This window comes from Streptomyces sp. NPDC002054 (assembly GCF_040296685.1).
In the GTDB taxonomy this organism is placed as follows: Bacteria; Actinomycetota; Actinomycetes; order Streptomycetales; family Streptomycetaceae; genus Streptomyces.
This window is the reverse complement of record NZ_JBEOXT010000020.1, coordinates 141,848-166,508: the sequence shown is the minus strand read 5'-3', so window position 1 is coordinate 166,508 and position 24,661 is coordinate 141,848. Positions and strand designations below refer to the sequence as shown.

Here is a 24,661-nt window from a genome sequence, read left to right as displayed (position 1 = left end):
CTCACCCGACAGGATCAACTCGGCCTTCGGCCGCCCAGTACGCGCCACAGGCCAAGCCTACACATCTGAACGGAATTCCTGACTCAGAAGACTAGAGGCTATGCGGTGAGTTTGGCGGGCAGGACAGCTTCTTCGGTTTTTTCTCGGTCGAGTGGAGGCGGGCCTTAGCGAGGAGTACGCGGCCCATGTAGCGGCGGGCTTCGGTCCATGCGCCGTGCCGGGCGGACGCACCGGCCTGGCGGCGGGCGGTGTCGTGATTGACGCCCAGCAAGCGCACGGCCTGGCTCAAGGTGTAGTGCGGCATGTGCCGTTGTCCTTCGCTGTCCGCCGCGGACAAGAAGTCCCCCGTGTCGGGGGCACCCGCCTGTGGTGTCCCAGGGTGTCGATCTCAGCTCTTGCCGGCGCAGATTGTCACCCCGCCCTCGGGGTGGCGCGTGCGGGCTCCGAGGGCCGTGACGGCAGCGGTGACCGCCAGCGCGGCAAGCAGGGCGAACAGGGTGGGGTAGCCGCCGAGGGGGCCGGCCAGGAGGGCCCCGGTGAAGGGAGCGAGGGCGGCGGCTGCGTGGGCGGGTGCTCCGAGGAGGCCGGAGAACCGACCGTAGTGGGTGATGCCCCAGCGGTCGGTGACGGCGGTGGCCTGCAGCAGGGTGAGGTTCCCTCGGATCACCCCGGCGAGGACGGAGACGGCGACGGCGACGAGTAGGGCGTAGGGCCTGCCGCAGTCGAGAGCCGCGGTGGTGAGGGCGCCGAGGGCGATCAGGGTGACGGTGTTCTCTGGGCCAGGGAGACGGTCCGGCCGTCTCAGAACTGCACGATCCGGCTGATCGTGCTGAAGGACGACGGGTCAGCCACTGCCCGGCAGAGCGTGCTGAACATCTTCCACCGCCTCGGCACGACCGGCGAGGGGGTTGAGCAGTCCATATGGTGGCCCTGGATTTCCCGCCTGACCTGCCGCGGATCCGCGCGCTCTTGGAACACGGTGAAGCAAAGGAGTGGTGGCACTGGGATGGGGCTGTGTCACCGCCGCTTGGGAAGCCGCTGCTCAAGCCGGCACAACGCTCCCCTACTGACGTTGCTGTCCGATCAGATCGAGGTAGCGCTGGTACTTGGCGTCCGCGTGCTTCTTGTCGTGAATAAGGCTGCCCTCCTCCATACGATAGGTGCGGCTGCGGTCACCCTTGAAGGACAGCCAGTTGAAGCTCGTGGTCACCCACACGTCGTCGAAGACCATAACCTTGGCATGTGTGCTCTTGAGGCGCGCGAACTCGAACTTGTCGGGGTAACGTGCGGCAAGATTCTCGAGCCGACGAATGGCGATCGGATCCGACTTCGTGTCGTTCTCCTCGTAGCCGTAGGCGATGTTGACCTTGACCCCGCGGTTGAGACGGGTCTCGAGCTTACTGAGGAACTCCGTGGTGATAATCGCCTTCTTAATCCACGGCGAGATAATCAGGATCCGGGTCCGAGCCTGGGTTAGTGCCTCGTCGAGGATGTCAGGGTGCTCGAATACGCCGATCGCCCGGATCTTCGGCTCTACCAGTGAGGATTCAGAGATCGCATCGGGCAGCGTGCCCGATGCGCTGAGCTGCACCGCAGCTCGCTCAGCACGCTGCTGGGTGACTTCGGCGAGAGGGACACGAACCTGTTCGAGCTCGGGCTCGAGGATCTGCCGTTCGGGCGCGGGCTCCACGGTAATACCGAGTGCCTTTGCCCCGCCGGCCGCGATCAGTGCAAGCTCGTGCGCGTGACTGAGTTCGCCGTCGACGACGACGCCCAGTTCAATGTCGGTGCGGTCGGGGCTCGCGTAGACGAGGATCTTGGCCGGCAGCACCCTTCTGGCTTTGGCCTGTGTGATGCCTCTCACCTGGAGGACTTCACGATCACTGTTGCCGCGTTCCCTCAGCAGGGCATTGATGTCTGCAGCCGAGATGTCGCCCGCTTCGACCGGACCACTCTTAGCCGTGGGCAGGAGAAGCATCCCGTGTTCGTCGGCCTGCCCTCGGGGAACAACAGTGTGCCGGTCATACGGTCTGGCCTTCCATAGAAGCTGATCGTAAACAAGTGGTTGCTCAACGCGTACGGGGGTGATGGCGGCCAGTTCCCGAGCGGTCTGCTCTCCCCTCCCTGTCAGGCGCAAGTTCCTATTGGCGGGGTCCGCTCCCGGTCGGGGCAACGCGTAGGTGAGGTAGTCGTCCGAGAAGTGCTGAGCCACGGCCTGGGTGACCATGCGCTCGGGTACGCCCAGGAGACCGGTGATGACCTGCTCGGTGGTGACCTTGTTGTTGACCAGGCGCAGGACGAACTCGTCGAGCAAGGGCAGCTTCTTCCGGTCCTGCGCGAGAACATCAGCAGTGATGAGGGCGACGGGCAGGGCGGCGTCAACGATGGCTACGAGTTCTAGACCGGACCGGGCGTCGTTGAAGCGGACTGCGAGGAGGCTGTCGGGACTGAAGTCAGGCATCGCGGATCTCGCACTCCTCGGGATGGTTGCCCATGTAGTCAAGTACGTCGCGCAGAGCGCCGGGCGTACTGCGGCAGAACGCGGCGTCGCCGACGATGGTGAGCCCAAATCGGGCGCGGGATAGAGCCACGTTGATGCGCCGCCAGTATGGCTGGCCGAGGAAACCAAACTCGGAGCGGGCGTTGCTTCGGGTGACCGAGAAGACCGCGAGATCACATTCGCGGCCTTGAACAGCATCGACGGAAAGGACTTCAGCAGTGAGGTGTTTGAGCTTGGCCGAGGCCAGGCGACGGTTCAGGTCTTCGACCTGGCGGCCGTAGGGTGCGATGACCAGGACATCGAGTGTGCGGCCAGCGGGGACCTTGATGACGCCCTTGGCGATGGCATGGTCGATGACTTCCAGGCGGCGGATGGCCAGCTGGGCCTCCGTGCGGTTGGAGATGCTGGTCTGGGTGGCACTGCGCTCAGACTCACGGCGGTCGGCCAGCTTCGAGGTGTCAAGCCACATGACGGGCTTACCAATGACCTCGTAGCCAGCCAGAGTGTGGTCGTTGAGAGAGATGAGCTTCTTGTCGTAGAAGCAAGTGGAGATCATCTTCCCGATGGCCGGCGTCATGCGGTACTGCTCAAGCAGCATGTGCCTGACCGGGGCCTCGGTGTTGCGGATGAGGTACTCGAAGAGCGTGGTGGTGACCAGTTCGGGGATGAGCTGGTGGTCGGCCATGATCTTGGGATTACGCAGCAGGTCCTCATCGACTGGGGGAAGCTGTGCGGTGTCTCCGACCAATACCCATCGCTTGGCCTTGGCCAGGGGCACGAGGGCTTCGGTTGCAGTGGCCTTGGATGCTTCGTCGAAGATGCACAGGTCGAATTCCAAGTCGCGGGCGGCAGGGTGACCGAGGAAGCCCAGCGCGGTGCCAGCGACGACCTGGCGCGTGCGCAGGAATGCCGTGATCAGGTTCTGGTCGGTTCCGATGCGTTGGAGCCATTCGCCCTGGAGGCGGAGCAGCCGCATGAGTTCCTGGCCAGGGCCTGAGGTACCGAGAAGCGCTTCGACCGCGTCACGCGCGTCGGCGGTGCTGAGGTCTTCGCGCAGGGTCAGCTCTCCGGCGAGCATGCGCTGAGCTTCGGCAAAGAGCTCGTGGCGCTGTTCGATGAGCTGGTCACGACGGGCTCGTACGGTGACGACTTCCTCACCGAGTTCACGGGCGGAGGTGGTGCGGTCGGGGGCTGGCTGACTGGCGAGTTCTTCCAGCTTGCGGGTGACGTGGTCGAGGTTGGCAGCGACGGAGGCCAGTTCCTCCAGCATGAGTGCGGCTTTGAGGTGTCGTCCTTCCAGGCGGTTGCGAGACGCGATGCCGTCCAAGTAGCGCTCGGCCCGGGTACGGACCTGCTGGGTCCAGCGTTTGACTTGCCTGTCGAGGAGAAGTGGCTGCACGCTGGCGGCGACACGCGGGTCGTCGGGGCGGCCGAGGCGGACCAACCCTTCGATGCCTGCGTCTGCGATGCGGCGCAGGGCATTGTCGATGGCAATGTGGGTCTGGCTAACGATGAGGATGCGGGCGTGGTGATCACGCTTGAGGGTCTGTTCGACGATCTCCGCGATGACAGTCGTCTTTCCTGTTCCCGGAGGGCCTTCGACCAGGAGCATGTCCTGACTGCCCAGCGCATGGGCAACGACTTCACGCTTGCTCTTATCGAGGTCGGTACGGGACCAACGCGTAACCTCGGCAGGCGGCCGGACCTCAATGGTGGCGGGGTTGTCGATGATCTCACGCAAGGCCGGGTTCGCAGTCTGCCCTGCAGAGACGTTGGTCAGGGCCTCGCGCTGCCGGTTCAGGGCGCTCTGACTGGGGCCGAGGAAAGGCAACAGGACGCCTCGGCCGGGAAGGACGGTATCCGGGCGTCGGAAGCGGATAGCGAGAGTGTCATCGGTCTGGGCGGTAACCTCGCCGCGATCGAAAGGCCGGGTGTAGGAGTTGGGGGCGACCGACCATTCCTCGCCAACCAGGGTGGCGGTAGTGGGCATGGTCAGGTGGAAAACCCGAGTGCGGCCGCTGCTGGTGACGCGCTCGTAGTCGATGTTCTGTCGGCCATCTGCCGCGACTTCTTCGCGGGCTTCGAGCAGTCGGCGCCAGCCGTCGAATAGGTCGCCGAGGTGCTGGTCCCTGCTGGCCTTGGCGGCTTCCTCGCGATGGGCGAGATGTTCGTCGAGGCGGTCAAGGAGGAGGGTCAGACCGTCATAGGCGGGATCTTCGCCGGGGTCGTCGAATGTCCAGGTGAGGACCGGGCCGATCGGCACGGACCGCTCACGCCGCTTGGCCATCCATTCCTCCCCTCTGGCATCGGCCGCGACGATCACGCATCGGTCGCGCTGGTGCTCGTCCTCGACGAGCCGGAGGAACCAGGAACGCCCGAAGATGCGCAAGGTGGCCTTGTCGATCTCGTCTGTCTTCGGGTTGTGTCCGTAGTCGGCGTGGACGGCGCCGGCCAGATCGGCGAGAACCGCGGACTTGGCTAGGTCCCAGTCTGGATCCGTGCCGGCGGGAACCTCGCTAAGGAGCTCTGCCGCACGGCGGGTCAGTTTGAGCCATACGAAGTTGCTCTGGCGGGCCTGCTGGTTGCTGCAGGCCTGCTCAGCTTCGAGTAGGCGTTGTTCGAGTACGGCGGCGTTCGCGGGACGCCTCTTGGGGTCGAAGTCGATGCAGGACTGCAGGATCGAGCGGACCTCGGTGTCCAGATCCAGCTCAGCCAAGACCTCGGCAAGGTCCGGATAGTCGCCCGCCTTGCCACCGGATAGAACCTGGATGGCTAGGACACCGTATCCGTAGACGTCCCGGACGTAGGGGATCGCGTCTTCCTGCTCGGGCGGCGCATAAAGGTTCGAGCGAAACTCCGCCACCGTCTCGTCGGTTACAGCGGATGCCTTGGACCGGATCTTAGCGATACCGAAGTCGGCCAGCTTGGGCGTGCCATCCTCCGTCAGCAGGACGTTGCCTGGCTTGAGGTCCCGGTGCTCGATCTTCTGCGAGTGCGCATAGGCCAAAGCTGCCGCGAGAGGCTTGCCGATACGGGCGAAGAACGATGTCCAACCGATGGGCCTGCCGAGAGCCATGTCGTCCTTGAGGCTACGATCAACCCATTCCAGCGCGATGAAGTACCGGCCGAGGTCGGAATCCCAGCCCGAGTCGAGCATCCGGACAATGTTCGGATGCTTCAGCGCCTTCAGGGAGCTGGTCTCGCGCTCCAGGAAGATCTGAATGACCTCGTCATCACGCTGCTTAAGCAGCTTGACAGCAGCGTAGTCTCCAGAGGCGCCACTGGTGTCGACCGCCTTGCGGACCTCAGACAGACCGCCTGGTCGCGGATCCTGAGGGAGCAACAAAAAACGATGATTGATCATCTGCTGTGCCCCCACGCCCTGCTCCTTGCTCAGCACCGCTGCCGGTGCGTCCCACCCCAGACGGATCATCCTGCCAGCTGCTTCCCTTTTCACGCAGGGACTTGGGCAGAGAAGTGCTGGTCATTCTGAACACCCGCCCCGATGTCCCCGTCTCGCACGAGGCGCGGGCGCAGTGGCCACGGACTGAGCGGCTGGCGTCCTGCGGGAGGCATGTCGCCGCCTCTGCTGGAGGTGCTGCAGGGGCCTGGCGACAGCCGGCTCAAGCGGTGCAACCACACCATGCAAGACCCCTCTCCCGGCCGGAGTCCCCCGCCACTGCGGCGGCGCCTCCCTCGCCCACCTGGCGCTGGCGTTCGTCGGCCTCGAGTGGCAGCGCCGCGAAGGCGGTGTGATCAGCGTGCGGATCGAGTCGCTCCTGCCCGAGCACACCGAAGAAGTGCTGGGCATCTACCAGGCGGGGATCGACGAGGGCAACGCCACCTTCGAGACGCAGGCGCCGGAGTGGGCCGCGTTCGACAAGGCCCAGCTGCCCGGCCACCGCTTCGTCGCCCTCGACGACGCTGGCGTTGTGCTGGGGTGGGTCGCGGTCTCCGACCGGTGTGCGTACGCGGGCGTGGTCGAGCACTCCGTCTACGTCCACCCCGACGCCCACGGCCAGGCTGTCGCCCGCGCCCTCCTGGACGCGCTGATCAGCTCTACCGAGGAGGCCGGGATCTGAACGATCCAGTCCGGCACCTTCCCCGAGAACACCGCCAGCCTCGCCATCCACGAGCGGGTCGGCTTCCGGATCACCGGCACGCGGGAACGGATCGGTCGGCACCGCGGCGTCTGGCGCGATGTGATCCTTTTGGAGCGCCGCAGTTCAGTCGCGGGCTGACCGGCCCGCTCTCGGTTTCGGTGTCGGCGTGCGGGTGCACACTGCCCTGCATGAGTATCGACATCGCGTGGGCCCGCGCCGAGCTGGACCGCTTCCTAGAACTGACCGAGCTGCGCCCCCTGGACCACTCGCCCGGCGACATCATCGTCTTCTCGACGAGGAAGATCACCAGGGCCGCCGAGAAGGACATCGTCGCCAGCGCCCACGTGGTCGAACAGATCCTGGACCGGATGCTGCCCCGATGGCGGGACGAGGTGCCCCGCAACGACCGGGTCAACCGCTGGTACCAGCACCGGGAAGCCGCTCAGCGGGCCGTCGTCGTCCTGGACCGAGATGCCGAGATACGTCAGCGGCTCGGTGATGACGCCCCGCAGGTGAGTGCCGCCGCGCTGCACCCCTGGGTTTGGGAACGTGCGCGTCCCCTGTGGCAGGGCGGCCACTTCCGCGAAGCAGTCACAGCGGCAGCGCGGAAGGTCAACGCGGAAACGCAGAACAAGCTCGGCCGCAAGGACGTCAGCGAGACCAACCTGTTCAAGCAGGCCTTCTCCCAGGACCTTCCTAAGCCCGGCCAGCCACGGCTCCGGCTCAGAGAAGATGACGGCGGCGACACCTACCGCAACGTGCACCGCGGTGCGATGGCCTTCGCCGAGGGCTGCTACGCAGCCATCCGCAACCCCAACAGCCACGAGGACGAGCTGCCTGAACTGCCCGAGCAAGAGGCCTTGGAGCAACTGGCCGCCTTCAGCGTGCTGGCCCGCTGGGTCGACAACGCCACCGTGATCACTTGATCTTCGCCCGAGGCACGCCGCATCACGCGAGGAAGGAGGCGATCTCCCGGTCGGTATCTCGGGCTGGGCGGCCGACGCCGATGAGGGTGGCGGAGGCGGGGCCGGTCCAGTCGCCGTAGCCCAGCAGGTGCAGGCGTTCGTCGGCGGCGCGGCTGCCGTCCATCGCGATATGACCGCGGGTGCCGCGCAGCCGCAGGGTGGCAAACGGAGCGAGGGCGGGCCGAAAGCCAGTGCACCAGATGACCACGTCCGCTTCGGCGCGAGTGCCGTCGGCCCATTCGATCCGGTCGGCGTGAGGCGGGTGAACATGGGCGTAGGGGTGAGCAGTCCAGCGTCGCGGGCGGCGCGTACGGGGGGATGGCGACGATGTCGCCGAGGGAGGCGACGCCCCCTGTGTCGGCGCGGCCGACGTCCAGGGCGCGGCGGCGGGCGGTCGCCGCGTCGAAGAGGGCGCGGCCGTCGATGTCGTCGGCGAGGTAACGCGGCGGGCGCTGGGTCGCCGGCGTGGGCGAGGTCGGCGGCGATCTGGGCGCCGGACCCGAAGGCCTAGAATCAGGCGCCGTCGCCAGGCGCCGATGGACCACCTCGCGTGTTGAAGGACCGGAGGGCAGTCTGGACGTTGCGGAAATCGTCTCGCATGGCATGCATGACGTCGGGTGCGCCGTCAGGGAGTTCTCGCCCCAGCTCTCCGTAAACGGCCGCGGACTCGACCAGTCGCGAGCGATGGCGACGCAGATAGCGGGCGGAAATGCCGAAGGGAGTGCCGTAGCGGGCTTCCCACACAGCAACCGCATAGGTGATGGGGGCCTGAGCCTGTTCGGTCTTGCGGTTCCTGAGCCAGAGGCGTGCGGTGGCCCAGGCGACCGGCAGCCGGTATGAGGTGAAGATCACGAGGAGGACACTGGCCGTCTTGTACGGCTGCGTGTTGGTAGCGGGCACTGGGTTCTCCTGGCGAAGCCTAGAAGGGTGGCTGAACGGTACTCAGGGGCGGTGTGGGAGCAGCGGGCATCGCCCTCTCCGGGAGTGGCAGGCTCGTCACGACGAATTGATTGAGGAGTCGTCGCGGTCCATGAAGATGATCTGGCTCCGCTTGGAGGCATCAAGGACATTGGCCAGCCAGTTCCTTGCAGCCTTTGTGATCTCTCCGCCTGCCACGATGAAAGCGTGGTCGACCAGCACTCGCCGGTTGGTCTCGGGGTCGAAAATCTCGTGGGCGAGCATCATGAGGGCCTGTTGATGAATCTCGGCGATGTTGGCGTTGCCCGCGCGCGACTTGCCCATCGCGTCCAGCTTTCCGCGTTTTACCTGGATGCCGAAGTACAGGAAGTGCTGGGTCGGCAGGGTGTAGCGCATCCAGATGTCCTTGCCGTATTCCAGCGCCTTGTCCCGGTGGCCGGCCGCCGTGATGCGGTGGAACCCCAGTTGCCGGAACATCGGCAGCAGCACTTGTTCGATGAGTTCGTCCTCGCTACACGTATCCAGGAAGGCGGCGAGGGCCGAGCGTCGCTGCATCTCTGCGGTGCTGAGAGGCCGGTGCGGGTTCTTGGCTAGTACGGAGACGGTGTTCGTCCCGACGTGCCTCAGGTAGCAGTGCTTGTCCTCTCCGTAGAAGGCTTCGAAACCTTCCCGCATCAGAGCATCGTTCAGCTGCCGCAAGGCATTGGGCCTGTCGAGCCCTTCGTTCAACGCGTCCGCCGGGTTCATGAGGTGATCGATCACCTTGCAGAAGGACTCCGGCGGGTGCGCCGGCCCCTCGTGCGGCTCGGCCAGCAGTTGTTCCAGCACCTCGGCCACCCACCGGTGCCGTGTCGAACCGTCGTGCTGCCAGTCCATGTCCAACTCACCAAAGAACTCGGTGATGTACGAACTGGACCTGTACGGAAAGTACTTCGGCGGCTCGCCACCAGCGGGATCCGACGACCCGAGATTCCCGCAGATGAGATCTCCCAGCGACTCGAGCGTCCGCCTTCTGAACCTCACAGCACCCCTCCCACCCCATACAGGGCCCGTCCCGCAAGTGCGGCAGACCATCATTCTGCCCGCTGCCACCGACACCCCGGTGCTCGTCCTCGCACTCTGATCGTCACGTTTGCCCGCGGGGGTGGGCTGTCCGGTACCTCGACCGATGGGACGCGGTGACGCGGCCCACCCTGCCCTCGCCGCACTCAACCTCGCCCGTGCGCAGGGCCAGCTGGAGACAGGCCAGAGGCTCCTCGACTCGTCGGTTGTCAGTGGCCCCTGTCACGATCGAAGCGGCGGCCCATCGCGGCCGCGTGGCGAGCGGAGGTCAGCATGCCCAACCGGTACGTGCGACTCGCAGGGTTCGACCAACGACTGGATCTGACGAAACCAGACCTCGGAGTGGCCGGCGGCGCAGCCCTGCTCGAACAGCTACTCAGGGACCGTCGGTTGCCCGTACCGCTCCGCGGCCTCACGTGCGCGGAGGTATGCGAAGGGCGGGGCTTCGTCGAGCCGATGTCGGTGTACCGGCGGCTGGGCAAGGTCGTCGCTGCCCACATGCGAAGCGACGCCGAGGACCGGCACTACGGCGGCGGAGAGTCTGACGAGCACAAGGCGTACAAGGACCGGGCGGTCCGGGCCGCGGAGGAAGGCGGGCACACTGCCGTCCAGGAACGATCGAGCAAGGACGGCGCAGTCCGCAGCGACGTCCTGATCCGTGGGGCGGACGGGGTACTCCTCGGGTTCGAGTCACAACTGTCCCCGCGTAACCCGCGTGAGATTCAGGCACGGGACGTGGCGGCCCGACGGGTGGGCGTCATTGACGCATGGCAGACGGACAGCCAGGACATGGCGCGGGACACGACGGTTCCGTGGTTGCGTACGGACCGGGTTCCAATCGAACTGATCATGAAGCAGGACTCCCCCATCCCTTTCCGCGGTGGCATTCGACGCATCGAGCTCGCCAAGTGCGACGAGCGGTTTCCGGGGCCGTGCCCGAAGAAGCGGACAGGGAAGTGTGGAGGCTGGCATCCGACCACGCGACCTGCGGAACGCCCCTTCGACGAGTTCATTCGAGATGCCGCCTCGGGGCTTTACGTGCGAGCGGTCGTCAAGGTGAAGCGGACGGCGTTCGAGTTCTGGACCCCCACTGACGATCACACTACGTACCTCGACGCGACATCAGGCGAACCGCCCGCCGTCATGCCGAAGCAACGGCAGGTCCGGCTCCCCATGGAGGACGGCGACCCCACGTGCCGCGTCCGGCCCCCGGCCCCGCCGGCCCACGAGACCGCGCCGCTCCCCTACATCCCGGCACCCCGCTCGCCAGCGTCCGTCCCGAGCACGACGCCTGCGGTGACGGGGGCACTGCCGATCGCCTACCGGGGCAAGTGCGGGGCAGGAGTACAGCCATGCGGGGCGCCCGCGCGTTTCTATCCCGCCGGATGGCTTTGCGACAGCCACCGGCCGTAGCGGATGGGACGGGCCGCCCACGGAAGCGCCCCCTACTCCCAATCCCTCCCACGACTTCCCGCTCCTGGCCGACCCCTGCTGCCCGGGCCAGCGGGACCAAGAAGCTCGGGTTCCTCTAGAGAAGGAAGCCCCCTACAGGAAAGGGGCGTCGCCTTCCTCGGGCAACGCCCGCCACTGCCGCAGAAGGCGATCGACGGCAACGGTGGGTGTGCTTCGAGGACTTTGGGGGGCGCTCCTCCCGGACTCGTCATAGGCCAAGACGTGGACGCCTCGCCGTGATCTGCGAGGCCGCAATCTCACCTCGCAAAAATAGTCACCCTAACAATAATCCCTCGCTACCATCGCCCTCCATGAGCAACCGTCTGAGGAACCTCGCCACCGAGAACGAGCACGTTGCGACCACCGGCGTCTACACCACCTCCACCGGCGCCCGGGTCTCCATCGGCTCCGCTCTCGAAGCCGCCCGCTCCGGGACCGTCTCCTACTCCCCCGCCTTCACTCCTGCGCCCACCGGACCCTTCACCGGTGAGGTCGAGGTGACCGACGAGGACAGCATGCACGCCACCCGCCGCCTCACCGACGAGGGCGTCGAGCACCTCGCCGTCCTCAACTTCGCCTCGGCCCGCAACCCGGGTGGCGGGTACCTGCGCGGGGCCAAGGCCCAAGAGGAGGACCTCTGCCGCACCGCCCTCCTCTACCAGTGCCTACTTGAGGCCCCCGACTACTACGCAGCCCATCGGACGTCCGCCGACCTGAACTACAGCCACCGGGTGATCTTCTCTCCGCACGTACCGGTGATCCGCGATGGTTCCCGCGCTCTGCTCGACCAGCCGTACCAGGTCTCCTTCCTGACCTCCCCTGCGCCCAACGCCGGCCAGCTGGCGCTGCACTCGCCGGGTGAGGAGGTCAACGTCAAGGGCACCCTCACCGAACGCGCCCGCCGTGTCCTCGGCGTGGCCGCCAACCACGGGGTGCGCGAGCTCGTCCTCGGCGCGTGGGGCTGCGGCGTGTTCGGCAACGACCCGGCCGAGGTGGCGGACGCGTTCGCCGAAGCCCTCGACACCCACGGTGCCCCGTTCGTCCGCATCACCTTCGCTGTCTGGGACCGTTCGGCCGACTCCCCAAATCGCGCCGCCTTCCGAGCCAGGTTCGCCGGTTGACGACGTTCCGCGTCACCGGGATCGGAGAGCACGCCGGCCGGCGCACCGGCATCGCCCGTGGCGAGACGGGGCAGCCGGACATGGTGGCGGAGCCATCGTCAAGGTGCCTGCCATCGCACCTCCGTCTCAGTCCAAGAGAGCGCCGCCACGCTCATCGCCGGTCCAGCGCCGACGATGGTGGCGCACGAACTCGAGGTCGATGAAGTGCCATCGGTGGAGCCGGATCCGCTCCCCGAGCCGGCCCGTCACGGTGTCGACGACCCTGAGGTCGTCGGTCAGAATCCGTGCGCCCGCGTCGAAGAGGACATGACAGTTCGGACAGAGACACAGCAGGTTCTCGACCACGTCGGGGCCGTCGTCCTCCCGCGCCCGGATGTGGGCGGCTTCGCTGTACCGATGCCGAGGTGAGGGCAGTACCAACACAGCCGCGCACATCTGGCACTGATCCTGGTACCACTCCTTGAGCTTGCGCACGCTGCTGCTGCCGGTCGCCTGCTGCTGTCCGCGGCGGCCACTACCTCGTAGCCGCGAGGAACTGTGTTCAGGTTGGACCGGGCGGATCGGCGCCGCTCGCCCTTCCTCCGGCTCGATGTCGGAAAGCGTCTCGTCCAGGTCCTTGATGAACTGCTCCACCGCGCTGCGGTCCATCGCGGCGAGTTCTGCAGTGTCCAGGACGGCACGGCGGGTCAGCGACCAGGCGGACTCCACGTGGGCACTGTGGATGGCGGTGCGTTCGGTGGTGGCGAGAGTTCCCGCGATGCGGGAGACGTGATCGCCGATCCGGACGAAGAAGTCGGCGTGCCGCTCGGGAAGGTCTTCCCAATGATGTACGGCCGTGCGGATCATGTGCCACTGTCGGCGCGCACGGCGCGTGTAGGTCAGTTCGGGCCGGGTGTTGAAGGCCCAGCCGTATGCCGCTGCCAGCTCGTGGCGCCAGCTGCCCGGCTCCGGGTCCGTGCACCGGGCAGGCGCTGAGCGGCGGGAGAAGTGCAGGAGGCGCGAGTACGTGGCCGCGTCGGTCGCCAAGAAACCGCGCCACTCCCGCGCAGACACCTCCCACAGTGACCCGAACTGAGGTCCGGGTCTGCCCGACCGGTAGCGTCCAACTCCGCGGGTCGGCAGACTGTGCCGGCCGTCCCACGCCTGCCGTATGGGCCCTTCTAACGACATGCTGATACTGGAGCCCCCACGACGTGGTATGAACGGTGAACCCGTCAGGAGGAAGCTGGGAGCACCGACACCGGCCCTCTCGGCACGCCGGGTTGCGTGGCAGGCCGCACCCAGCAGTCTGCGGTTCGTCACATCGTGGTGGAATGCCAAAGGAGCCGACTCGCTGAGAAGCTGGCGAAGGAGACCATGCAGCGAATCGTCCTCGGTACCTTCCCGCCGCACCACAGACGCCCATACCGTCACCGGGGCGCTCGGCCAAGAAGCGATCGAGACCGCAGGGGCCACGGCCGCAGACCACCAGCTGACCGCCGCCATGTAGAGGTCTGCCGGATGGACTCCTACAGAGCCCGCTTCAGTCTGCGCCATATCCCCCAGCGGCCCCCCGGAAGAGGGTTTCGTTCTCCGTCACAGCCCCGCCCCCATCTCGGCTCCGCTCCGCGGCGCTTGTCGTACAGCTGCGGATTCTCCCTCACACCTCTGACACGGCCGGCAGCTGGTGTCAGCGAGAGAAGCGTCGTCGAGACCGCTCCCCTGCTGCCGAGGCGCAGCCCGAGTGCGCGCCCGCCAGACCAAGATCCGGACCATTTCCCGACCAGCTCCCACCCGAGAGCTGCATGAAGCGCCGTTCTCCCTGGTCAGTGCGGGTGTGACTGCTGTACCGCCAGCCGACCAAGAACCTGCTGCGGTCAGCAGTCCAAGATCCAGGTCTCATGCGCGGTGCGAAGATCGGCTTCTCCCACTGCCGTTGCCGAGGTCAGCAACGGCGGGACCTCATCCACGAAGACTCCTGCCAAAAGGCCGCCGCCGTCAGCGGGGTGGGGAGTCACGATGATGATGACCACCTTGCGGTGACTGGTATCTGGGCTGCCACACGACTTGAATCGGCATGAGGAGAGACGGTACGACGATCACATGCACCGTTGGACGCCGCTCAACGATCGCCAGCTTGCCCTCCTCACACGCATCGGAGAGGGCACTGAACCCGTCACCTCTGACTTCCCGGACCTCGCCCGCACCGCACGGGTCCTGAAAGAGCGGGGCCTCATCACCATGCCGCAGGAAGGTGGGCGGTGGAAGGCGGAGATCGTCGAGGCGGGGCGGTTCTACCTCCAGCATGGCCATCACCCAGACCGGCCCGAACCCACGCCACGGAGGACCCGTACAACGGCGGCCGCCACTGCACCCCAAGAGTCTGAGCCTCCGGATCCCGAGACTCCAGCGGAAAGGAAACCTCGTGCTCCGCGTGTGCCCAAGGCTCGGCAGCCCTCCTCTGCGGAGATCGGGGCGGCCTTGATCGCGGAGGTGCAGCAGGCCGGACACTTCCTGCGCATCCCAGATCCGGGTGAGGCGGAGCGGGCTCGGTACCGGCGGGCCTTCGATGCCGCAAGGCAGTGCCCTCCTGCCGGGTACCACCTGAAGTACACCGGGCGGGCCAAGGGCGACATCTGCTTCGGGCTGCTCCGGGTGAGCGGCGAGGATGACACCGAGTGGAACCGCATCCGGCTCGCGCGTAGCCGGACTCTGACCGACATCGACGATGTGATCGCCGCAGTCGAGAAGGACCACAGCGCCTTCGAGGTCTCGGAAGAGGTATTCCCCCGGATTCTGTCTCTGATCCGGTTGTTTGCCGAGCGCGCCTTCACCCTCCATGGCGATATCACTGTCTCCAGGAAGCGCAAGCAGCCAAGGCCGCTGCTCACCGTCCATGGCATCACGTACGAGATTAGCTTCCGTGAGCGGCAGCGGCAGGTCCGATACGTGCCCAAGCAGCCGGGCCAGCGTACGTATGACTGGCAACGGGTGACGCCCTCGCACCGGTTCGAGCCCTCAGGGGAGCTCGAGTTGCGCCTCGGCATCAAGACGGAGTGGGCCGACACCGAGGGGAAGCGGCTGGAAGACCAGATCGATGCGGTCTTCAAGGTGCTGAAGGCGCGTGCGCAGGAGCAGGAGCGGGCCAGCTGAAGTACGAGGCGGAACAGCGCCGCATGCGGGAGGAACGCGAAGCGGAGCAGCGTCGGCTGCAGCAGGAGCGGGCGAGGCAGGAAGCCGAGCGCCAACGGCTGGAAGCGGAGAAGCAGCGGCGGCGTCAGGAGAAGTGGGAGGCCGCGGTCAGCGTGGCTTCGATCAAGGCGGTGGACGCGACGCGGGCCGAGACGTTCGGGACGGCTCTGGACCAGTGGCGAGCCGCCGGTGAGATGCGGGCCTTCTGCGACGCGCTGGACGAGGCCGCTGACCAGGCGGATGACCCTGTCGAGGCAGAGAGCCTTCGGGAGTGGTCGGCCTGGGGGCGGTCAGAGGCAAACCGGCTCGATCCCGTCCTGGGCCGCAAAGGGCTCCGCGGGCGGAACTTCCACGCGGAGCCGACGGGTGACCAGCTTCGTCCGTTCCTCGACGGCTGGCACCCGCATCGTCCCGAGAAGGAGAAACCGCCGGCGAAGCCCGCCCCGGCCCAGCCGGAGGTACGGCCGGAGCCGGAGCGCTCGCGGGCGCTCAGCGACGAACGTCTGGACCAAGGCTGGAGATATGGACGCCCAGGTCGCGCTCAATGGTGGAGGCGATGACGCCGTGGCCCCGGTCGCGGAGCGCCTTCACGGCGCGCTCGACCAGTTCGCCGAGTCGTAGCACTTCCTCCCTCAGGGCCACCAGTTCGTCGTGGCGCTCGGCCTTCTCCTGTCCGCACCACTCTCGCACCGTGCGCAGGGCTTCCTTCTCCGCGTCCAGCTTTCGGTCGTCCCGGCGCTGGTAGCCGTACCAGGAAGCTCGGTCACGTTCCTCTTCCATGGCTCGTTGACGCTGGTCGACCTCCGGGAGGATCTCGTCGGCCATCCGCTGGGCGACCTGGCGTGCGATCCGCTCGGTGATCGGCCAGCCCGCCAGGGAGCAGCCGTGGCGGTCCTCGTGGAGCATCGGGTCGTCGCGCAGTCTGGCAGCGTCCATGCCAACGAGTGGCGCGGTCTCGTCGAGGCGCCCGAGCTCCAGGACACCCGCGTCGGCCACCGCCTTACGCAGGCGTAGCCGGCCCTTGGGTCGGACGAGGCCGAGGATCATCCGGGCCGCCTCGAATTCGGCGCTTCCCCGCGCTGCCCTCGATGCCTCGGCCAGGGCCAGCTCCGCCGCGTCGTCCGCCCGGAAGGAGTCCACGTCAGCCCAGAGGACGAGCAGACAGTTGGGGGTCACCCATTCCTGGAGGCCGGCTGCGTCACCCTCCAAGAAGCGCACATGGACGCTCCCGGATCTGCCGGCGCCGCCCACTCGGACGATCTCCACTCGGCGTAGTGCACCACCCAGTTCCTTCGGCCTTGCTCGATAGGCCCAGTGCTCACCGATCTCCATGGGTCCATTGAGCCAGTCCGACGACTCCTGGAGGCCGTCAACCGCAGAATCCGGGTCTCCGGCTATCCGTACGTGTTCTTCCGGCGGGCGCGATGCTGGCGGTCTCCCTGTCCGGAGCCGTTGACAGAGGCGAGAGCGGACCGTGCGACGCCGTTGTTCCACAGGCCGAGGTGGTCGCGATGGACGGCCAAGACGCCGTTCTGCACCGCGCAACGCTCAGCAAGATCGCTGAAGTACGTGGTGCTCACGAAGATCGCCACGTCGGCGCCGAAGTGCACTTGGGAGCCAAGGAGGTTGCGGACCTCGCTGTTGGAGATCTTCCGCTTCGGGCGGCCCCATTCCGCGTTCGTCAGATCCCCACGGCCCATGCCAACAGCCTGACCCCAACACCCCGCCCACGTCAGGAGATCCGAGAAACATCGCCTAGACCCGGTCGTACCTGAGAGTCGTCTCGCCGAGCCCGGGGGCCATGCTGCCTATGAGCTGACGAGCGAAGTCCTCCAGGATCGATGGGTTGGTAGCGAGGAACTCCATGACCCGCTCAGATCGCTGCTCAGGCGAAAGCTCTTTCAGTTCCTGCTGCCATGCCAGGGTGGCAGCACCGCCATCCTCGACCTCGGCATTCATGATGAGTCTCCAGAGCGCCTGCTGGGCGTCCTCACGAGCCAGCCAGGTCATGAACATCTGCTGGAACTGCCCGCTCGTCACAGTGGCCTTCGGGCCGCTGGGCGCGGTGGCCGCATCCTGGGAAAGCGCGTCAGCCGCAACCCCCTGAACAGCAACATGAGGTGACGTCGTGCCCCCGGCCCGCAAGGCCTTCTTCTGGGCTCTGCGGGCCTGCTGCTTCAGCACCAAGCCTTCGCGCTTCGCAACGAGGACCGGCACGGCCTGGGTGTGCCACCAATGCGCAACGAGAGGTTTCGCGACTTCTACGAGACCATCGATGACCTGGACCGCGATGTTAACTACGGCCTGTTGTCCGGGGGTGAGCTGAGGACGCTGATCCTCCACGTACTCGGTGACGTAGACGATCTCGGGCTTGTCTGTGAAACCTGACTCCTTGTCGGCCTTCAGGCGGATCTCGACGTGCTCCGGCCCCTTGTCGCTCGTCTTGGGAGTGAACCCACGACTCCAGCCTTCACTCTTCCGCGAGTCGGCGAGGCGCTCACCCCTGGGGATGCGAACAACTGCGTCGACCTCCTCGTACTCCTGGTCCTCGGCCATGCGTCCTCGGCATTGCTCGGGTGCTCCTCGGCGCTCGGTCGACGAGGAAGTCGCGATAGTAGAAACTTACCCATAACCGTAGCTGTAGCGTCCGACGATTCGACAGGTTCGGCGAGCATCACATCAGCCGCCACAGAGCCGCAGGTCCAAGGTCGTCACCAGTCCCCTTGCCGGATCCGCTCGTCGGACACGATCCCGTAGACGTACCGCCCAGAACGTTCGGGGCATCGTGGAATCTCCGACGGCCCCGCGATCGGCCATGCCTCCAGCGCTGACCTGATCTCGTGCCACTGCACGTTGCGCCGGCTCTCGACGATGACCAGGGTGTAGCGGTTGGTCCGGTAGATGAAGGGCTTGCCGGTCTTCGTGTAAAAGACATCGCCCTGGTGCTCCTCGATCCGAGGCCTCGCCGTATCCATGTTGGGACCAACCGGCACCGGCTCGGGCGGAGGTGTCGGCCGCACTGGATGCCCTGCCCACCGGAGCCGTTCCTCCGGCGTTGGCTCCCGGCTACTCCGATGCCAGGATGCACTCCCTCGCACGGTGGTCGAGGTCACGGCCAGCTCTGTTCCGTCCGGCAGCACCCCACGGCCAGGCTCTCGGTAAGGCTCCACAATCGTGATGTCACGCCGCTCATAGCCGAGCCTGCTGGCAACTGACTCCAGGGTCCCCATCTGAGTGTTCCCGACGTACGACCACTGGTCCTCGCTCGCATCGTCCGAGAACTCCACGACGCCAACAAGGTAGACCCCGTCCTCGTTCGGGTCGCCGAAGAGCTGCCGCAAGCGGTCGGGTCCAAAGTCACCCGTCATCTATCCGTCCACCCCTGCATCGGCGCTATCAGATTCTCCGTCGATCAACGCGATCACAGTCTCCTTGGCTTGCGGCTGAGTCGTGTGCTGTGCCATCCGTGACCCGATCACGGCCACCCTGCTGAGCACCTCGGCGGCTGCCTCGAGTGTGGTTGAGGGCCGCAGCACGAAGCGCGCCAACTCGACCTCACCGCTGAGCTTGGCCTGCCCCTCGCCATAGCCATTGCCGAGGAAGGCTGGAGCGCCGAGCCTACCCCTTCTCGAGAGGTGAGCACTGATAGCGCAATCCTCGGCTCACGATCTTGAACCGGTCGCGGCCCTGCGCGGAGAAGGGGTTCGGCAGCTCGAAGACCTTGCGGTTCTCGGGGGCGAGCGCGGAGGTGATCAACAGGATGCGGTAGCGGTTGCCGCGGGCGTGGTGGCGGGCCGCATCCACCTCGGACGGTGCGAGCTCGAACTCGACCCGGTCGGCGATCGGTTCGCTCAGCGCCTTCACCTCGTAGAACCGGGTGGTGTCGCGGCACTTCACCTCGAAGTCGTACCCCAGCGAATCGGACGCGTCGCGGTCTCCGTTGACGACAGCCGCGTATCCGGACCTCCAGTACACGTCCGCGTACCGACGTTGGAGCCATGCGCGCGCCGCTACTTCTCCGACCAGGCCGATGGCCGAACGCTGGTCCTCGTTGGTCTGATTCATCTTCGCCACGACGATGCGCTGCTTGGGCACGGCCGTTCCCGCACGTGGCCGGGGTACGTCTTGTACGGCGTCCAGGCGCACCCTGCCGCTCTGGGCGAGGAAGGATTCGCCGACCGTGCGCGCCGCGATGTCCGCGATGGCGGAGAGCTGGTCGCGTCCCACGCCGACTTCGGCGTCCCCGATGGTGATGGTGCGTGCCACGGGGCCGCCGGTACCGCTGGAGCCAGAGGACAGGCGCTTCGGCGTCCGCGCCAAGTCGTCAGAAGTCAGGCTGAGTTGTACGAGATCCGCAGTCCGCGGCATGCCGTCGGGCCACCCCACCGCGCGCTCCACCGCATCGATCAGCCGGCGCTGGCCCAACTCCACCAGATCGCTCAACCCGGACTTGTCAACGCAGTTCTTGGACTCCAGGAGGACAGCGCCGTGCCAGCCGCTCGGAGGTTCGACGCCCTGCTTGCGGCACCAGGCCTCCACCCGGGGAAGCAGGTCCTTCACCAGGCTGTCGATCGCGGAGGCGTTGCGTTCACGGAGCAAGTCGACGGGCGGGAGGGTTCCCGGCCGGTCGAGGTCGTCGTCGGCTCCGTGCTCGCGCAGCCACTCCCCCACCCTGGCGCGCATCGCCTCCGGGGGCGGGGTCATGAAGCGGGGCAGCCAGTCCGGGTCGGGCCGCAGGTCGTGCAGGCCCCGGGCCGCCGCGTACGTAGTGCAGTCGCCGCCCTCATCGGCAACGGCCGCGTAGCGCTCGCGGAGCCGGTCGAGGATCGCGTCGGCGTGAGCACGCGCGAAGTCGCCGAAGGCCTGCTCGTGGACGTCGGGGTAGGAGTACGGCGAGTATCCGGGGCCGAGCGTGACCAGTGCCGCGTTGAACTCCGTGAAGTCGAGACGCAGTTCGTCGCGCAGTTCGGCGGGCGTCGTGGAGGAGCGGGCGAGGGCCACCAGAGCCTCCGACGAGACGGGCAGGTCCGGTGCGCACCGGTCGATGACCGCCTGGAGTTCGGACTCGTTTACCGCACGGGCCAGGAGGTTCTCCGACTCCTCGTCCCAGTCGCCGGTGGTGGCGCAGGCCAGGACGGGACGGATCAGCCGTACGGCGTCCTGTACGTCGCCGGTGAGGTGGCGCCTGATCTCGGTGACCTTGGCCTCGGTCGTGTCCAGGGCCTGGGCCAGGGAACCGTCGTCGATGTGGCCGGGCATGTGGCCGCCGAAGAGCCGCTCCAGTTTCACCAGGACGAGTTCGAGCGCGTCCTGCAGCCATGGGCGGTTCAGGAGCTGTGCGATGGCCGGCGTCGCCGCCTGGAGTTCGTCCCAGCCTTCCTCACTCCTCCAGACCACCACGGTGGGGTGGTCGTCGTCGGGCAGTGGCAGGGCCCGGGTCGTCGACGGAGGTTCGGCCGGTGCGCCCGCGATGGCGATCTCCACCTCGGCGGCGTGCACGACGCGGATGGTGCGGAGCCGTTCGAGCGCGGCACGGACGCCGCGTTCACTGCGCCGGATGAACGCCCCGGACTTCAGCTCCATGGCGAGGGCGACGACGGTGACCAGCCATTCCCCGCGTTCGACGAGTGCGGTGGCCGCTCCGTCCGGCGTGATCGGGGAGCCGTCCCGGTGCCGGACCTGGACATGGGTGGCGGACGTGCGTTCCACCCGGAGCCCGTTCGCCTCGGCCAGTCGGACGATGGCCTCCCCGGAATCGGCCGGGGCGACCAGTACGGGGTGACCCGCCAGCTCGATGAGCGCTTCCTTGAGAGGGTCCTCCTGGTCGCGTACGTAGACGGTGGTTCCCCCGCCGGAGGCGGGCGCCGTCAGGGCGCCGAGCGTGTTGGCGCGGCTGACGGCCAGCCGGATCTCCTCTCCGGGCGCCCAGGGCCAGACTCCCGTCTGTGCGATCTGCGACCAGGCCCGCTCGTAGTGCCGTTTGAAGGAGACGCTGAGGTACTCGGGGACCTCCCCATTGTCCAGCGTGCCCCCGAGTTGCAGCACGACCGCCCCGGCGTGCTGCGGGTCGTCCCATCGGCGCAGACCCAGGTGGAGGAGGCGGTCGGCGACGGCCCTGTCGGCTAGCAGCCGCCGGATCGTCAGGGGCAGGGCGGGGACGAAGGCGGGCAGTTCGCCGTCGGTGCTGAACCACGCCTGGCCGGGCGTGACGAAGAAGGGTCCGTCTGCTTCCTCCACGGGGAGCCACGCCAGGCCCCGGAGGAAGGAGGCGAACGGCGTCGGCCAGACGTGTTCGTCCTTGAAGTTGTACGCGGGCCTGTGCACGGTGAAGGTGAGCACCTTGCCGTCCCAGGTGCGGAGCCCGTGGAGGAGCAGTTCTGCGAACTCACGCCGAGCCGTTCTGGGCAGTGCCGCGACCTCTTCCCCTCCCGCGAGGTGGGCCGGTGCTCGATTGAACTCGTATGGTGTCCAGGGGTGGGCGAACTTTGTCCACCCTCTCTGGACGTCCGCGGTCCAGGCGGCGGCCACCTGGTCCCCGAGTCCGAAGCGTACAGCGAGGCCGGCCGGATGCAGGTCGTTGCCGTAAGTGGGTTTCAGCCGGCCGCCGACGTGGGCCGGGCGCAGCCCGTCGCACACTCCCAGTGCCGAGAGGAACTCGACGTAGGCGGGCCTGTCGCGGACGGGTGTGGGCCAGTTGTCCGGTCCGCTGATCCAGCCATCTCGCTGAGCGGCGATCGCGGCGGGCACCCCTGCCCCGCCTTCGGCGAGGAACCGGTCCAGCCTCCGTGCCCCCTCGGTGCCCCAGGCGGGTGAGAAGGAGCATCGTGCCGCCCTGCCCCAGCCGTCGGTCGTCAGCGGCACGCGGAAGGGGATGCGGGGCAGGCGGCCCCGCTGGGTCCGGGTGAGGGTCGGGTACTGCCGGAAGGCGAAGACGAGGGCGTCGCGGCCGAGGGCCTCGGTGGGCCGGCCGGCGAGCAGCTCCTCCAGCGCGTCGAAGACCCGGTCGAGTTCGTACGCGCGCACGAGCCGGTGGCGCTGAAGGAAGTCGCGCCCCTGGGGGTCCCAGACGATCGCCGGGTGGGTGAAGGCGATGCGGCGGCGCAGCGCCTTGAGGTCACCGGGGACCCGGGTGACGGAGTCGGCGTCGGGGTCGGGGTGGAGGAAGACGGTTCCGTCGTTCTGCTGCGACCCGGCGGCGCCGCCGAGGGTTCTCCTCAGCCGCAGGCTCTGGTCGAGGATGATGCGGCGGCCGCGCAGCGCTTCCTGGTCCCTCGCGAACGCATGCGCGACATCACCGTAGAAGGCGCCCCACAGGGGGCCATCCGCGGTCTCGTCCTCGCGGGGCAGCGTGGCGGCCACACGTTCGACCCATTCGGCCGACAGTTGTGCCGGTGCGCGGAGCGAGGCGGTAAGGACGGCTCTGCACAGCTTGTCGAGTCGCGCGTGGCGGACGGAGCCGACGGACGAAGCGAGCAGCGGAGCTCCTGCGCGGGCGAGGGCGTCGGTGGTCAGTACCCGCCAGGGGCGTTTCCCTTCGGGCCACGCGTAGGAGTCCTGCAGTGAGCCCCAGGTCTCCGTGCCGTGCAGCGGGACGATCGGTTCGGTGCCGAGTCTGCCGTCGAGAGCGGCGTTCAGCCGGTTCGGTACGTCCCAGCTGACGAGGTCGGCAACGAGATCGGCGGCCACCGGGCGCGGTGATTCCGAGCGGATGCGCCGGCTCAGGTCCACGACCAGGTGTGCGACGTGGTCGAGGAGGTGATCGTTGAGGGCCACCGACTCGCTGATGTCGAGCCGCGCCAGTTTCGTGAAGAAGGGGGCGTGGACGTGCCCGGGGAAGGGAGACCGGGCAGCGGCGGCCATGGGGAGGAACGTGTACATACGGCCGTGCGCGAGCGGGGTGTCCAGCCTCAGGGCCACCGCCACCCATGCCTCGGAGTTCCAGTTCTCCCAGGCGGCATCGATCTCCCGGGCCCGTACGCTGCGTCGGATCGCCTCGCTCAGGGCGCCGGCCTCCACAGTGCGGCGCGCCAGCAGATAGCGGCCGGCGTCAGCGAGATCGACCTCCGTCACCCAGTCGCTCTCTCGGGCGAGGACGAGGTCGGAGGCATGCTCGGTACGGGACAGGACCCGCGTGAACCCGTCAGGGGATTCGCCGCGCACCTCCACGAGGAGTGCGGCCACCCGGTCGAGGAAGAGCAGGAGCGGCGCGTCACCGTTCGCCATCCCGCTCATCTGCGCCACGGCGAGTCCCCAGGCGTGAGGGTCCCGCAGCGGGAGCCGTACGACGGTGGAGAATCCGTCCTCGGCCAGTTCCTTGAGTACGGGGTCCGTGGCCTCGGCCGGCACGGGCAGCGCGAGGGGGGAGATGTCCCGGACTACGCGGGCCGCTAGCTCGGAATCCTCCACGAGGGCGTGTACGTCGTCGGGTCGCGCGAACCGGAAGCAGTAGCCGTCGAACACCGGGGAGTCGGCCGAGGTCTTGGAGTAGATCTCCGGCCAGTCAGTCAGCTGCAGCACGCTGCGGAAACCGAGCCCCTTGTTGCCGATGCCTTCGCCCGCCGCCTTGCTCGACAGAGCCACCTCGGTAATGGCGCGGAAGTTGTTCTCGTCGAAGGCCGCGCCCTCGTTGGCGACGTAGAGGACGCCGCCGCCCTCCTCGGGGACCGCGAGGACGGAGATGCGTCCCGGGTGGTCGCCGCCGAGTGCGTCGTGCCCGTTCTGGACGAGTTCGAGTACGGTGCGGCCCTCGTACTCCTGGGCGGTGTCCTCGCTGACGGACTTCAGGCTCTCCGCGAATCGCCATTCCTCACCGGCGTGCCGGTAGATCTCGATCCGCCGTCGGGTCAGGGCGGTCACGGTGTCCCGGAATGCGCTGCCGACGGTGTCGTACGTCGATGTGATGGCCGTTCCCCTCGTCCCACGAACGCTCGCCGCACGGCGCCTACCGGGCGGTGAGCCCTGTCGCGCCATCAAACCGGATCAGCGATCACATCGTCCGAGGATTCCGCATTCTGGCCCACGGGCCGGCAGGGGGCAGAGGGCAGAGGGCAGAGGGCAGAGGGCAGAGGGCAGAGGGCAGAGGGCAGAGGGCAGAGGGCAGAGGGCAGAGGGCAGAGCCAACGGTCGACTACCGAGTAGGACCCGCAAGGGCCCCTCCGTCCGGGGGTTCCTGCCTTGGATGCGTGAGCGAACGTTCCGGCCCAGTGCTGCCTGGATGCACGGATGACTGCACCCGTGTCGCTGGCGAGGACGGCCGGACTCGGCCTCAACGACGTGGGGTCCACGTGACAGAAGCCGCCACGGCATGCCGACCCGCTACCTGCGCCAGCAACATGCGCAACGGCCGGCGGCTGTGGTTCCGTGATCTGC

At 67.3% G+C, this 24,661-nt stretch carries 16 protein-coding genes and 3 pseudogenes; 6 read left to right on the top strand and 13 right to left on the bottom strand.

Translation table 11 applies throughout. The annotated features are described in order from the left end of the window. Positions 1 to 91: 91 nt before the first annotated feature. The 4 genes and pseudogenes from ABT123_RS20745 to ABT123_RS20730 form a co-directional block, all read right to left on the bottom strand. Positions 92 to 304, bottom strand: coding sequence for a hypothetical protein (locus tag ABT123_RS20745; protein ID WP_351316539.1), 213 nt, complete (start codon positions 302 to 304; stop codon positions 92 to 94). Between the two features lie 84 nt (positions 305 to 388). Then, positions 389 to 769: pseudogene (locus ABT123_RS20740) on the bottom strand (MFS transporter); the annotation flags it as partial. 294 nt (positions 770 to 1,063) lie between these two features. Beyond that, positions 1,064 to 2,461: a phospholipase D-like domain-containing protein gene (locus tag ABT123_RS20735; protein WP_351316536.1), complete on the bottom strand. Its 1,398-nt coding sequence runs from the start codon at positions 2,459 to 2,461 to the stop codon at positions 1,064 to 1,066. Continuing rightward, on the bottom strand, positions 2,454 to 5,933 hold the full coding sequence (locus tag ABT123_RS20730; RefSeq protein ID WP_351316533.1) for an AAA domain-containing protein: 3,480 nt from the start codon (positions 5,931 to 5,933) through the stop codon (positions 2,454 to 2,456). The genes ABT123_RS20735 and ABT123_RS20730 overlap by 8 nt, the downstream gene beginning before the upstream one ends. Positions 5,934 to 6,252: 319 nt before the next feature. Here ABT123_RS20730 and ABT123_RS20725 point away from each other — a divergent pair. Together ABT123_RS20725 and ABT123_RS20720 are read left to right on the top strand one after the other, a co-directional pair. Further along, positions 6,253 to 6,741, top strand: a pseudogene (locus ABT123_RS20725) (GNAT family N-acetyltransferase). A 50-nt stretch (positions 6,742 to 6,791) separates the two neighbouring features. Then, positions 6,792 to 7,529: a TIGR02391 family protein gene (locus ABT123_RS20720; RefSeq protein ID WP_351316531.1), complete on the top strand. Its 738-nt coding sequence runs from the start codon at positions 6,792 to 6,794 to the stop codon at positions 7,527 to 7,529. A gap of 22 nt (positions 7,530 to 7,551) precedes the next feature. Here ABT123_RS20720 and ABT123_RS20715 read toward each other — a convergent pair. From ABT123_RS20715 to ABT123_RS20705, 3 genes and pseudogenes are all read right to left on the bottom strand, one after another. Further along, a pseudogene (locus ABT123_RS20715) lies at positions 7,552 to 8,066 on the bottom strand (pyridine nucleotide-disulfide oxidoreductase); the annotation flags it as partial. Between the two features lie 15 nt (positions 8,067 to 8,081). Then, on the bottom strand, positions 8,082 to 8,468 hold the full coding sequence (locus tag ABT123_RS20710) for a hypothetical protein (protein ID WP_351316528.1): 387 nt from the start codon (positions 8,466 to 8,468) through the stop codon (positions 8,082 to 8,084). A gap of 96 nt (positions 8,469 to 8,564) precedes the next feature. Further along, a complete protein-coding gene (locus tag ABT123_RS20705) occupies positions 8,565 to 9,362 on the bottom strand; it encodes a hypothetical protein (protein ID WP_351316525.1) in 798 nt (265 codons plus the stop codon). A gap of 459 nt (positions 9,363 to 9,821) precedes the next feature. Between ABT123_RS20705 and ABT123_RS20700 the strand changes: the two genes are divergently transcribed. Together ABT123_RS20700 and ABT123_RS20695 are read left to right on the top strand one after the other, a co-directional pair. Next, the gene (locus tag ABT123_RS20700) at positions 9,822 to 10,961 is read left to right on the top strand and encodes a competence protein CoiA family protein (protein WP_351316523.1); all 1,140 of its coding nucleotides are present in this window, start codon (positions 9,822 to 9,824) and stop codon (positions 10,959 to 10,961) included. A 350-nt stretch (positions 10,962 to 11,311) separates the two neighbouring features. Next, on the top strand, positions 11,312 to 12,121 hold the full coding sequence (locus ABT123_RS20695; RefSeq protein WP_351316520.1) for a TIGR02452 family protein: 810 nt from the start codon (positions 11,312 to 11,314) through the stop codon (positions 12,119 to 12,121). Between the two features lie 126 nt (positions 12,122 to 12,247). Here ABT123_RS20695 and ABT123_RS20690 read toward each other — a convergent pair whose 3' ends face one another. Beyond that, on the bottom strand, positions 12,248 to 13,147 hold the full coding sequence (locus tag ABT123_RS20690) for an HNH endonuclease (protein WP_351316517.1): 900 nt from the start codon (positions 13,145 to 13,147) through the stop codon (positions 12,248 to 12,250). Between the two features lie 1,056 nt (positions 13,148 to 14,203). Here ABT123_RS20690 and ABT123_RS20685 point away from each other — a divergent pair. Further along, the gene (locus ABT123_RS20685; RefSeq protein ID WP_351316514.1) at positions 14,204 to 15,253 is read left to right on the top strand and encodes a hypothetical protein; all 1,050 of its coding nucleotides are present in this window, start codon (positions 14,204 to 14,206) and stop codon (positions 15,251 to 15,253) included. A 23-nt stretch (positions 15,254 to 15,276) separates the two neighbouring features. Then, a complete protein-coding gene (locus ABT123_RS20680) occupies positions 15,277 to 15,852 on the top strand; it encodes a hypothetical protein (RefSeq protein ID WP_351316511.1) in 576 nt (191 codons plus the stop codon). Here ABT123_RS20680 and ABT123_RS20675 read toward each other — a convergent pair. From ABT123_RS20675 to ABT123_RS20655, 5 genes are all read right to left on the bottom strand, one after another. Further along, complete coding sequence (locus ABT123_RS20675) at positions 15,782 to 16,624, bottom strand: PE-PGRS family protein (protein ID WP_351316508.1); 843 nt, start codon at positions 16,622 to 16,624, stop codon at positions 15,782 to 15,784. The two genes, ABT123_RS20680 and ABT123_RS20675, sit on opposite strands and share 71 nt — an antisense overlap. 62 nt (positions 16,625 to 16,686) lie before the next feature. Beyond that, on the bottom strand, positions 16,687 to 16,992 hold the full coding sequence (locus ABT123_RS20670) for a restriction endonuclease (protein ID WP_351316505.1): 306 nt from the start codon (positions 16,990 to 16,992) through the stop codon (positions 16,687 to 16,689). Positions 16,993 to 17,047: 55 nt separating this feature from the next. Beyond that, positions 17,048 to 17,848, bottom strand: coding sequence for a hypothetical protein (locus tag ABT123_RS20665; RefSeq protein ID WP_351316502.1), 801 nt, complete (start codon positions 17,846 to 17,848; stop codon positions 17,048 to 17,050). Positions 17,849 to 18,003: 155 nt separating this feature from the next. Next, positions 18,004 to 18,267, bottom strand: a complete 264-nt coding sequence (locus ABT123_RS20660; RefSeq protein WP_351316499.1) for a hypothetical protein — start codon at positions 18,265 to 18,267, stop codon at positions 18,004 to 18,006. A 643-nt stretch (positions 18,268 to 18,910) separates the two neighbouring features. Beyond that, positions 18,911 to 24,148, bottom strand: coding sequence for a sacsin N-terminal ATP-binding-like domain-containing protein (locus tag ABT123_RS20655; RefSeq protein ID WP_351316496.1), 5,238 nt, complete (start codon positions 24,146 to 24,148; stop codon positions 18,911 to 18,913). Positions 24,149 to 24,661: the final 513 nt, after the last annotated feature.